At 32.3% G+C, this 11,695-nt stretch carries 11 protein-coding genes and 1 pseudogene; 9 read left to right on the plus strand and 3 right to left on the minus strand.

The window, feature by feature from the left end; translation table 11 throughout:
* The coding region (locus AST99_RS13965) for a TlpA family protein disulfide reductase (protein WP_083495699.1) at positions 1 to 1,191 on the plus strand (1,191 nt) is incomplete at its 5' end.
* 224 nt (positions 1,192 to 1,415) lie between these two features.
* Positions 1,416 to 3,434, plus strand: coding sequence for a YHYH protein (locus tag AST99_RS13970; protein ID WP_083495700.1), 2,019 nt, complete (start codon positions 1,416 to 1,418; stop codon positions 3,432 to 3,434).
* 47 nt (positions 3,435 to 3,481) lie between these two features.
* Here the strand turns inward: AST99_RS13970 and AST99_RS13975 are convergent, their stop codons facing one another.
* The gene (locus AST99_RS13975; protein WP_057782697.1) at positions 3,482 to 4,426 is read right to left on the minus strand and encodes an IS110 family RNA-guided transposase; all 945 of its coding nucleotides are present in this window, start codon (positions 4,424 to 4,426) and stop codon (positions 3,482 to 3,484) included.
* 465 nt (positions 4,427 to 4,891) lie between these two features.
* Between AST99_RS13975 and AST99_RS13980 the strand changes: the two genes are divergently transcribed.
* From AST99_RS13980 to AST99_RS13990, 3 genes are all read left to right on the plus strand, one after another.
* On the plus strand, positions 4,892 to 5,443 hold the full coding sequence (locus tag AST99_RS13980; RefSeq protein WP_057782699.1) for a DinB family protein: 552 nt from the start codon (positions 4,892 to 4,894) through the stop codon (positions 5,441 to 5,443).
* Between the two features lie 246 nt (positions 5,444 to 5,689).
* On the plus strand, positions 5,690 to 6,046 hold the full coding sequence (locus AST99_RS13985) for a bleomycin resistance protein (protein WP_057782701.1): 357 nt from the start codon (positions 5,690 to 5,692) through the stop codon (positions 6,044 to 6,046).
* 166 nt (positions 6,047 to 6,212) lie between these two features.
* Positions 6,213 to 6,758 (plus strand): hypothetical protein, encoded by a 546-nt coding sequence (locus AST99_RS13990; protein ID WP_057782703.1) that lies wholly within the window; start codon positions 6,213 to 6,215, stop codon positions 6,756 to 6,758.
* Between the two features lie 82 nt (positions 6,759 to 6,840).
* On the opposite strand, the pseudogene AST99_RS19025 reads toward AST99_RS13990, so the two are convergent.
* A pseudogene (locus AST99_RS19025) lies at positions 6,841 to 6,954 on the minus strand (IS110 family transposase); the annotation flags it as partial.
* Positions 6,955 to 7,217: 263 nt separating this feature from the next.
* On the opposite strand from AST99_RS19025, the gene AST99_RS13995 reads away from it, so the two are divergent.
* The 4 genes from AST99_RS13995 (at position 7,218) to AST99_RS14010 (ending at position 10,099) form a co-directional block, all read left to right on the plus strand.
* Positions 7,218 to 7,670, plus strand: coding sequence for a hypothetical protein (locus tag AST99_RS13995; RefSeq protein WP_209542155.1), 453 nt, complete (start codon positions 7,218 to 7,220; stop codon positions 7,668 to 7,670).
* A 78-nt stretch (positions 7,671 to 7,748) separates the two neighbouring features.
* The gene (locus tag AST99_RS14000) at positions 7,749 to 8,330 is read left to right on the plus strand and encodes a MiaE family protein (protein WP_057782707.1); all 582 of its coding nucleotides are present in this window, start codon (positions 7,749 to 7,751) and stop codon (positions 8,328 to 8,330) included.
* Positions 8,331 to 8,379: 49 nt separating this feature from the next.
* On the plus strand, positions 8,380 to 8,847 hold the full coding sequence (locus AST99_RS14005) for an OsmC family protein (protein WP_057782709.1): 468 nt from the start codon (positions 8,380 to 8,382) through the stop codon (positions 8,845 to 8,847).
* A 94-nt stretch (positions 8,848 to 8,941) separates the two neighbouring features.
* Positions 8,942 to 10,099: an MFS transporter gene (locus AST99_RS14010; protein ID WP_057782711.1), complete on the plus strand. Its 1,158-nt coding sequence runs from the start codon at positions 8,942 to 8,944 to the stop codon at positions 10,097 to 10,099.
* An 89-nt stretch (positions 10,100 to 10,188) separates the two neighbouring features.
* Here AST99_RS14010 and AST99_RS14015 read toward each other — a convergent pair whose 3' ends face one another.
* On the minus strand, positions 10,189 to 11,157 hold the full coding sequence (locus AST99_RS14015) for a YpdA family putative bacillithiol disulfide reductase (RefSeq protein WP_057782713.1): 969 nt from the start codon (positions 11,155 to 11,157) through the stop codon (positions 10,189 to 10,191).
* Positions 11,158 to 11,695 lie beyond the last annotated feature (538 nt).

Here is an 11,695-nt window from a genome sequence, read left to right on the forward strand (position 1 = left end):
GCTAACTTAAGATACACAAAACCGTTGCCAATAATTATGAAAAGAACAATCACAACTTTAATAATGCTTTCTGCAATTATTCTTAATTCTTGCATGAATCAAAAAAATAAAGAAAATTTTAATGATAAAGAATTTGAATTTGTCCTAACTGGAAATGTCAAAAATGGAGAAGGAAAACTACTAAAATTGACTATTCCAAGTAAATATCCAAACGACACATTAATTTCAGAAATAAAAAATGGTGAATACCTTTTTAAAGGCAAATTAAATGCTGTTGAAAAGGCTGGTATTTCAGTTGTCAACAAGGAACTCAATAAAAGGTTGCCAACTACCCTATTTTTGACAAAAGACACAATAGTATTTGATTTCGAACTTGGAGAACAATTTGATGAACTGACATTTATTTCAGATACAATTCTAAAAAGCGATATTAATCTTTACGCAAGAAAAATTGATAAAAAATATTGGGAAGTTAATGGAGGTGTTTGGGTTTTTGGAGATAGCATCAAAAATGACAGTATGAATAAACATATTTATCCAAATGTGAAATTTAAAACTTTAGAATTAATTAAAAATGAACTAAATAAAAAAGAATATGCTTCAATAAAATTACATTATTTAAGGAGAATTCTTGAAAGCGATGTTTTCAGTTTTGACTATTTAAGTCCATCAGAAAAAAAAGAGATTAATGATTTATTCATTGAAACAGATACTACATTAAATAAAACTCCTGATTACAAAATTATCGAAAGTTATATTTCAAATTTTGCGAGTAATATTACACGCACTTCTTTCAAAGACTTTAAATTAATTGATTTTAATGGAAATGAAATTACTCTATCCAATATTATCTCAAATAATAAAATAACAGTACTCGATTTTTGGTGGTCTGGATGTGTTCCGTGCAGAAAATTCAATAATGAAGCAAAACCTTTCTATAGTCAATTAAAAGAAAAGGGAATAGAAATAATCGGAATAAACGTAGACCGACAAAACGCTGTTTGGAAAAAGAGCAGTTCGCAAGACCAAATAGAATGGATTAATTTATATGCAGGTTCAGATTCAAACATAATTCCAGAATACCGAATTACTTATTATCCAACAAAAATTATCTTTGATACAGATAAAAATGTGATTGATTTTGATTTCCATACAGCAGAGGACCTTTTGCAGATATTAAAAGAAAAATAACTATGGGCAACACCGTATAAAATTAATTGCTTGGTTCTAGCCTACTTGAAAATTCCTTCGGATTTTCCTCTGGTTCGTTCCCTATTACTAACTTAGTTGCTTAACCACGCAACTAACCTTATACAAAACCGTTGTAACCAATTTAACTAAACCTGTCTGAATTTACTTCCTTTTTAAATTAAACCATTTAGAAAAAAAAGTGTCTAACAAACAAAATATTTAAAATGATAAAATACTTAATATTAATGATGGTTTGCTTAGGCTCTAAACTTTTTGCACAAGAAAATAATAACCATTTAACGGCAACAATAATTGGCTCTGGCTCACCTAAATTTAATACAGAACGTTCGGGTCCTTCTGTATTGATATCCTACAAGAACACTAAAATTTTAGTAGATATGGGAAATGGTACTCAAGCCAACCTCCATAAAATTAACACCAAAATTAAAGACATTGATGGTTTTCTTTTTACACATCATCATTTAGACCATAATGAGGAGTTTGCCCCTATTTTTATTCAGTCGCTACTTGGCAGAAATAAAACAACTATTGCTGGCCCAAAACAAACAACGTCAATAATTGATAATATTATTGATATTTATAAAGAAGATATTGAGTATAGATTATCAAAATCTGGAAGAAGTTTAAAAAGTGTAAAGTCCAACTATGCAGCTAAAAACTTGACAGGAAACTCTCCACTTTATATTGGAGATATAAAAATCACATACACTGCTGTAAACCACACGATTGAAACCTTAGCCTATCGTTTTGATGTAGGTGGTGAATCTATTGTAATTTCTGGAGATTTAACATACTCCAAATCCTTACCTATTTTGGCTAACAATGCCGATTATTTAATTATGGATTCTGGTGGAGCTATTGAATTAGGAAAAAAAAGAAATGCTACAAGAAGTAACAACGATAGAAGCAATACTAAAACTAAAGAAAAAGCACACGTAAATTTAGTAGAAAGTTCGCAAATGGCTAAAGAGGCTAATGTTGAAAACTTGGTATTAACACATTTCAACTTTACAAATGTTGATAAAGAAGCTACATCTACCGAAATTCGCAAAAACTATGTGGGCAGAGTTTTATACGCTAAAGATTTGATGGTATTACCGCTAGAAAATGAGGTTCATAGTCATAACGGCATATCTCATTCGCACAATAATGAACACTTGCCAGAAATAAAGAACTCTTCCAAGGAAAAACTATTACTTCAAAACAAAGTTTCTATAACAGAAGATAAAAAAAATGATGTTCGAATTATAAAATCCAATGCTATTCCAAATCATACTGTTGGTCAATTTCCCACAAAAGGAAATCCAAACACAATTACAGAACAAAACAAAGAATATACTATTGATTTAACACCAACATTAGCGAACAAAATCACCTATGTTTATGATTTAGGAATTGATAAAGGAAGACCAAGTTATGTATTTGGTGTTGCTATTAATGGAGTGAAATTTGAGCCTTCTGCCAACGAATATTTTAGAAACATAGAAACAAATGAACCTAATCATGAATGGACACTTGAACCTTTAAGTGAAGAAGTGAACTTAGGTGAAGACTATAACAACGCTCACGTTCAACCAAATGGCGAGTATCACTATCATGGAACACCAACAGGATTGGTTGCTGATTTTGATAAAAACAAAATGACTTTAGTGGGTTGGGCAGCAGACGGATTTCCTATGTATTATAAAATGGGTTATGAAGACCCAATGGATGCAAAGAGTAAAGTTGTTCAATTAAAATCTAGTTACACATTAAAAAAAGGAGAACGACCTGGAGATGGTATTTCTGCACCAAACGGAACATATTCTGGAAAATATGTGCGTGATTACGAATACCAAAATAACTATGGTGATTTAGATGAATGTAACGGAAGAACTGGAGTAACACCAGAATTTCCAAACGGAACATATTATTATGTAGTGTCAGATGAGTTTCCTTCTGCTAGCAGATGTTTTATGGGAACACCAAGTAACGATTTTAAAATTGGAGGAGGAAGAAACCAAACACAGCAAAGGCAAAACCAACCACGACAAAGGGAAGAAAAAACAAATGAAAACACGCCTCCAAGTTTCACGAATATACTCAAAAGAATGGACACAAACAATGATGGAAAAATATCAAAATCTGAAGCTAAAGGAAATCTAAAAGAAAATTTTCAGAATAGAGACAAAAACAAAGATGGTTATATCACACAAGATGAAATGACAAGAAGAAACCAATAAAAACTGGTTACAACAAAGTACTGTGGTAAAAAACAAGTAAAACTACATTAATTTTTTACTAAAGTACTTCTATGTGAATCATCATAAACTAACCCAGATTTTGCTATGGCAAATGCTTGTTTTAATAGCTTATTACAGACTGCAATTAATGCGAGTTTTTTACTCTTTCCCTTAGCCACTATTCGCTCATAAATTTCTCTACATGCTTTGTTATATTTACATGCATTAAAACTGCACATAAATAACAAGCTCCGTAGCTTTTGGTTCCCTATTTTACTAATCCGTGGACGACCAGTTACACTGCTTCCACTCTTCCTAATCACAGGTGTTAATCCGGCATAACTACATAATTCACTACCGCTTGTAAAACGTTCAAACCCGTCTGTTAACACCACCAACATCAAAGAGGTTTTAGCTCCAATTCCTGGTATACTTTTTAAACGTGTTAAGACATCTTGATGCACTTCTTTTACTAATACAATAAGTTTGTCTTCTAAGGTTTTAACCTCTTTCTGAACTTGCTTTAAACTTCGTTTTAGAGAACTTACAACCGCTTTACTTGGATTACCTAAAACAGCTTCTCCATGTAATTTATTTTTCAACATAGTCGTCTGTTTTGTATACACAGCAAGGAGTCTGGTCATTTGTAGACATTCTGTTTGATGTTTAGAATTACCCTTCCATAGCTTTAATTCTACTTGTTTGGCGTATTCACAAATAAGTTTAGAATCGCTCTTATCTGTCTTGATCTTAGACAACTTCATCTGTATAAATCGCTTCACTGATAAGGGATTTTCTACGGAGACTTTTATCCCTGATTCTAATAAATAATAGGCCAATTGATAATGATAATAACCTGTGGCTTCCATCACACAATGACTATCACTTCCTAGAAGTTTTACAAACTTTCTAAAACCTGAAATCGTGTTTTTAAATTGGTAATAATTACCATCGGAATCTGTGACATCGAAAACCAAATGGCTTATGTCAATTTATTCATATTTTATTATTTTTTAATAGGTATTCATGATGTGCTTCGCAGTTCAAAATATTTAATATCTTTATTCATAATAAAATATGTTTTGAAAGTACCACTACGCGAGTTTCAACGACTTAAAATCGAGGTCTTATAGCCTCATAGAACTGTTCGAAATCTGTGTAGAAAAAGAGAGGGGATTTTCAATGTTGACGAGATCTGTAGTCTCTACGTGTATATTAACCTTACTCCTCTCTTTTGTGCTTTCTTTTTATAGATCTTAATTTAGTACTTTTTATTAAAATGCTAACTTAAGCAGTATATAACCTATGGCTAGGTCAGTCCTCACTTGGAAAATCCTGCGGATTTCCTAAAGCCAGTTTTTATCAGTAAAGGTCTGTTCCGAGACACGCCACAGCTCATATACTAAACGTTGCCATTCATTGTGACCAAACTCAACGGAAATAATAAATTGAACTAAATGAAAAACATAAAACATCTATTAATTCTGACTTCGGTAATGCTTTTATCTTCATTAACACAGCCGATTTTTGCTCAAGAAAATGACTTCATCAAAGAATATTTGGAACGATTAGAAAAATCGAAAGAATACTTAATTCTTGTAGCGGAAACTATGCCCGAAGATAAATATGAATTCAAAGCTACGCTTGAATCAATGAGTTTTTCGGAAAATTTAATGCATATTGGTTGGGCAATGGACTGGCATAGTCAATCATTAATGGGCGGACGTGAAGCAAGAGATTGGAATACAGACACAGAACTTAAAGTGGACGATAAATCGAAAAAAGAAATGATTGAAAAAATCAGCGAGACTTTTGACAAAACAATAGAATTCATCTCAAATTTTGACCCGAATAAACTTGAAGAAAGATTGGATTATTTTGGGGCGGACAGAACAAAAAGACAGATTTTATTATTGCTTGCCGACCACATAACCCACCACAGAGGACAAATGCTCGTTTATATGCGACTGAATGGACTAAAACCACCAAGATATGTTTTATACCAATAATTACTTGGAATTATAAAATCAAAATCTGAAAAAGAAAACGGACTGAAATATAAAGTGGAAAAAACAACGAAATGGCAACAATGTATAGTCAGTGCTTAACCGAAAATAAATGCTAATTTAACCCGTAACTGGTTATACGAGACCGTTGGCGGTGATTTGATAAAATCCGTCTGGAATAAGAAAAATGGCGAATATTGAACTGATTTAGACAATTAAAACGTTGGATTTAAAACTTAAAATAAACATATGCTGACCGACATCAATCCGAAATTACCGATGCGTGACAAAAAAGTCACTCGGGAATTTTACTCAAACCGATTAGGTTTTAATGAATTTGGGAATGCCGATTTTGACGGTTATTTGATGATGGAAAAAGACCAAATCCAAATCCATTTCTTTGAATTTAAAGAAATCGACCCAAAAGAAAACTATGGTCAAGTTTATATTAGGACTGATGATATTGACGAATTTTATAAATCATTATTGGAAAGACGAACTGAAATTCACCCAAATGGAAAATTGGAAATCAAACCTTGGGGACAAAAGGAATTTTCGATTCTTGACCCAGACAATAATTTACTGACTTTCGGACAGAGTATCTGAAGTCCAAATAAGAATAAAAACGAACCGCCAACAATGCACATATTTTATTGCTAGGTTCTAGCCTGCTTATGAAAGTCTTAGCGGACTTTCTATTCGGTTTTTATTTGCTAAATTAGGTGCTTAACCACGCAACAAACCATATACAAACTCGTTGTACAACATTTGAATGAAACGCAATTTTTCAATCATATTCTTAGTCCTTATTTGGAATTTATGTCATTCTCAACATTCTGAACGATTTTTGGAACTTGTAAATGATCTAGAGGAAATCAGTTGTAAAACTGATACTACTTATTATAAAAACGGTAATATTAACTGGATAATCTGCTGGACTACTTACATATATAATTCAGAGGAATACTCAACTGGTACTGGGAGAATGATTCATTACTATAAAAACGGTCAAATAGCAAGTGAAAGTTACTTGGGTAAATACGGAAATACATTGTCTTGGAATGGATTTGACAGAAATGGAAACAAAACCATAGAATCTGTAACTACTGAAATCGATTCGGATGCTAAAAATCTCAATGAGTTTTTTGACTCTCCAGCGGAAACTAAATTTAAAAGATATAACCGACTTTACAAATGTTCTGGAAAATTGGGCAATTGTTATCTATATAAAGAAGGAAAAAGAGTCAATGGAAAGAAAAATGGAATCTGGACAACTTATTATGCAAACGGAGAAATAAAAAAAGAAAAAGAATATTAAAAAACGTTGTACAACAAACTACTGTGGTAAAAAACAAGTAAAACTACATTAATTTTTTACTAAAGTACTTCTATGAGAATCATCATATATTAAACCCTGATTTTGCTATGGCAAATACTTGTTTTAATAGGGTATTACAGACTGCAATTAATGCGAGTTTTTTACTCTTTCCTTTGGCGACTATGCGTTCATAAAGTCCTTGATAAGTGTTATGGTGTTTGTACATGCTAAAAGAGCCGCTAAAAATGCAATTAATCTATACAACGAAATCAGATTACATTTATCTTTAGATTATAAAACACCAAATATGGTATATCAATTATCTGCCTAAAAGCAATTTTAACCTATAGCCATATTTCAGGACTTGACATTATGAAAAATATCGTTACAATCATCCTTTTAGTTCTAATTTTGATTTCTTGTAAAGAGAAAACTAATGAAAATCCACACGAAAAAAATATGACAAATGAATTTATTACTCGATTGCATACACCAGAACTTGAAACTGACTATTATAAAATTTTAGGAACAACTTTTTTACAAAAACATTTTAACGATTTTGAAAAAATTGATTGGAAAAAGGACTTTTGGAGCGAATATGAATCGGGTAATTTCAATATGTCAAATCTTGAGGTGTTTAATGTAACTGATTCAAAATACTTGTCAATTGGAACAGCACCAAATACTGATGACAGTTTTCAATTTGTTATCGGGCTAGGAAATCATATTAAAACGGACGATATAAATAATCCCATTAGAAAAATAAAACAGTATTACACAGAATCTGAAAACCCTGAAATTCCTAAAAAGATTATTGGACAATTTTTTGATGGAGAATATTTAAAAATTGATTCAGAATTAAAAAAGCACTCTATGGACGAAATTGAAGATTTGTATTTAAACATTAAATAACCTGGTACAACAAAGACTGTTGTAATTACAATTACATCTATTTATAATTACCTTTACAAAAAAAAGTAAACCATGAGCATGCTTCACCTAAAATTAGAAACCGATCCGCGCTGGGTGACCATTGTAGAAAGTAATATTGAAGAAATACTTACAGATCATGCTTGGTGTGAGCAAAAAGCGGCTACAAATGCCATTACAATTATTACCCTTAATAGTGAGCATGAAGAACTTGTTACCGAACTATTAGCATTAGCTAAAGAAGAACTGGAGCACTTTCAAATGGTACATGAAATTATTAAAAAACGAGGCTATACGTTAGGGCGCGAGCGTAAAGATCATTATGTAAACCAACTCTATAAGTTTATGAACAAAGGCGGGAACAGGCAACAAAGTTTTGTGGACCGCTTATTGTTTTCAGCCATGATAGAAGCCCGAAGCTGCGAACGCTTTAAATTGCTGTCTCAACGTATTAAAGACGAAGAGTTATCTAAATTTTACCACGACTTAATGATTAGTGAAGCAGGACATTACACCACATTTATCACTTTTGCTAGACAATACGGAACAGGAATTGATGTTGATAAACGCTGGCAGGAACTCGTTGCTTTTGAAGGCGAATTAATTAAAAGTTACGGGGAAAAAGAAAGCATACACGGTTAAGTGCATGGCTTTAAGAATCATCATGTCACTGTTATAGAACCACATCACTATGCCTATAAGCTTTCAATTTAAAATACAAAACCAATGGGATTTAGACTCTGCTAAAATTGAAAAGCAATCTGGTGGATCTTTAAAAACGCATCAAGTGTTTTTAGAAGACGGAAAAACTCTAGATGTTTCGGCAGCTAAGCCTTTTAAAGGAGACGGTACAAAATTTAACCCTGAAGAATTATTAATGGCAGCATTATCTTCGTGTCATTTTATGTCGTATATATATGTATGCGAGCAAGCAGGAGTTACAGTGCTAGATTATTCAGATACTGTAGAAGGTGTTTTAAGTTTAAATCCCGACGGCAGTGGTGCATTTTCTAAAGTTGTACTTCATCCGAAAGTTAAAATTAAAAATAGCTATCAATTACAAGTCGCAGAATCACTTCATCAAAAAGCCGCAGACTTATGCTTTATAGCTAATTCTTGTGCTTTCAATATAGACTATAAACCATGTATAGAAATTTAAGGTGTAGTCTTTCAGTAATATAGTCTTCAGTTTAAAACTTTATAAAAAAGTATTAATAGATATTGCTTAATTTGGCATTAGATTTTTATTTAATATGAATAAACTTACCAATACCGTTTTATATTTAATGAGCCTATCTGCCGGTTTGGTAGTGGCTAACTTATATTACAATCAGCCTTTATTAAGTCAAATAGCTGTAGATTTTGGAGTATCAGAATCTGAAGTTAGTTATGTGGCTTTAAGCACACAATTAGGATATGCTTTTGGCTTATTGTTTATTATCCCTTTAGGCGATAAAGTGTCTAATCATAAAATATTACAAATCGATTTTGTATTAATGATTATGTCTTTGCTCGCAGCTGCCACCTCAAATTCTATACTATTACTTATAGCGAGTAGTTTCTTTATAGGATTTACATCGGCGTTACCACAGCTTTTCGTCCCGATGGCAGCACAATTGAGTGATGCAAAAGGTCGAGGACGAGCCATTGGTATTGTAATGAGCGGATTATTAATAGGAATTCTTGGTAGCCGAGTAATTAGTGGTTTTATTGGAGAACAATACGGATGGCGTACCATGTATTATATGGCGACTATAATCATGGGCTTACTTTTTGTAGTGTTAAGATTTAAATTACCAAAACTAAATCCGGATTTTTCAGGGACTTATGTAAGTTTACTAAAATCTGTATTTCATTATTTTAAAACTGAACCGACACTGCGCTTAGCGGCATTGCGTGGTGCGTTGTCTTTTGGGTGTTTAAGTGCCTTTTGGACCACTTTGGTGTTTTTAATGGAAGATAGTTTTGGGTATGGAAGTACGGTAACTGGACTATTTGGTCTTCTAGGTATGGGAGGTGCATTAGGAGCGACTATAGTTGGGAAATTAAATGATAAAATGCCAAAGAATAAAATTATTATATGGTCTACTTTATTATTGATTGTTTCTTGGGTAGTCTTTTTGTTTTCAGAATATTCACTATTCGGAATTATAGTAGGTGTAATTTTAGTCGACTTAGGGATGCAAGCACTTCACATTACAAATCAGAATATCATTTTCTCAAAAAATCCTGAAGCACGTAATCGGGTAAATACTGTTTATATGGTGTCCTTCTTTATTGGAGGTGCTTTTGGTACGTCTTTAGGTGCATTTGCTTGGGAACATTATAAATGGACAGGTGTTTCTGTGTTAGGTTTAATAATGTCTTCTCTTATATTGGTTGTACATTTTATGTACCATAATAGAGAATAAGTCTTAAAAGTATAATCTGGATGTTAAATAAAAAAAGAGTAGACGATGAGGTCTACTCTTTTTATGTTTATATATAATGTGTTTAGGTTTTATAGGATACTTGTAACGTGTTTGATAATTTTCTTGGCATGAATTCTGGAGTTTTCTATAAACCATTTATGTGTTTCCATACCACCACATATTACCCCAGCAAGATAAAGGCCTTCAATATTTGTTTCCATAGTGTCTTCATCATAATTCGGAATATATTTACCGTCATCAGAAAATGTGATTCCTGCATCTTCCAATAATTTTATGTTTGGTATATAACCTGTAAGTGCAACAACATAATCATTTTTTAAAGTAATTTGTCCTTCAGGTGTATTAACAATCACAACATCATCTTGTATTTCTTCTATTTCAGAATTAAAATGTGCCGTTATAGCGCCTTCAGCAATTCTATTTACAATATCAGGTTTTACCCAATACTTAACACGTTCTCCAATAGCATCGCCTCTTATTATCATAGTTACGTGTCCGCCTTTGCGATAGATTTCTAAAGCAGCATCTACAGACGAGTTACTGGCACCAACCACAACAACGTTTTGCATACTGTAGGGATGTGCTTCCTTATAATAGTGTGTAACTTTAGGAAGGTTTTCTCCAGGAACGTTTAAAGTGATGGGGATATCGTAAAATCCAGTAGAGATAATTACTTTCTTAGCGGTGTACTGATTCTTGTTGCTATGAATTGTAAATTTGTGATCTGCTTTTGTAATGGTGTCTACAGCTTCATATAAATTAATAGCTATGTCGTTAGAGCTAGCTACACGTCGGTAATATTCTAAAGCTTCATTTCTATTAGGTTTTGGATTGCTACTTATAAAAGGTATATCATCAATTTCTAATTTCTCTGAAGTAGAAAAGAATGTCATGTTTAATGGATAATTGTAAATGGAATTGGTTAACGATCCTTTTTCAAGAACCAGATAGTTGAGGTTACTCTCTTTGCATGCTTTAGCACAAGCAATTCCTATAGGACCAGCTCCAATTATAATGATGTCTTTTTCGATACTCAAAACTTTAAGTGTTTTTATGGTTTTACGACTTAGTATTGCATAAGACGTCTTTTTGTTTTAAAAATACTATAACTAACTTATATAGCCATAGCATTCTTTTATTAATCTTATTCTATATTATAATATGTAAGAGTAGGGGGGAGTGTATAAAACCTTACATAGGATAAAGATTAATTTAAAAAGTATAAACTGTAATTTAGATCATGTGTTTTTGTGCACTAAACGTATGTATATGTCGTCTTAATATAAACCATCGCAATACTCCCAAAAGAAAAAACATACGTAACAGGTTAGTAACAATGTATTTACAAATTATTTCAAAAAAAGCTTAGAATAAATTAGTTTGCTAAGAATAAAAGGTGGTATATTTGCACCCGCTTAGCGACGCAACTACGGTAGTTTAGCAAGGCAAGAAGTTCATTAACAGCGTTATATTTATCGGATTTAGATTAGTTTTAAAAAAAGATAAAAAAAGGCTTGTTATTAACAATAAAGGTTGTAAGTTTGCAGCCGCTAAAAACGGCAACGTTTTTAGAAA

The organism is Formosa algae (assembly GCF_001439665.1).
GTDB lineage: Bacteria > Bacteroidota > Bacteroidia > Flavobacteriales > Flavobacteriaceae > Formosa > Formosa algae.

Excerpts from the sequence above, each read along its gene's own strand:
- AST99_RS14010 (WP_057782711.1), top strand. The coding sequence starts at position 8,942 with ATGAATAAACTTACCAATACCGTTTTATATTTAATGAGCCTATCTGCC.
- AST99_RS13980 (WP_057782699.1), top strand. The coding sequence starts at position 4,892 with ATGAAAAACATAAAACATCTATTAATTCTGACTTCGGTAATGCTTTTA.
- AST99_RS13970 (WP_083495700.1), top strand. The coding sequence starts at position 1,416 with ATGATAAAATACTTAATATTAATGATGGTTTGCTTAGGCTCTAAACTT.
- AST99_RS13985 (WP_057782701.1), top strand. The coding sequence starts at position 5,690 with ATGCTGACCGACATCAATCCGAAATTACCGATGCGTGACAAAAAAGTC.
- AST99_RS13990 (WP_057782703.1), top strand. The coding sequence starts at position 6,213 with ATGAAACGCAATTTTTCAATCATATTCTTAGTCCTTATTTGGAATTTA.
- AST99_RS14005 (WP_057782709.1), top strand. The coding sequence starts at position 8,380 with ATGCCTATAAGCTTTCAATTTAAAATACAAAACCAATGGGATTTAGAC.
- AST99_RS14000 (WP_057782707.1), top strand. The coding sequence starts at position 7,749 with ATGCTTCACCTAAAATTAGAAACCGATCCGCGCTGGGTGACCATTGTA.
- AST99_RS13995 (WP_209542155.1), top strand. The coding sequence starts at position 7,218 with ATGACAAATGAATTTATTACTCGATTGCATACACCAGAACTTGAAACT.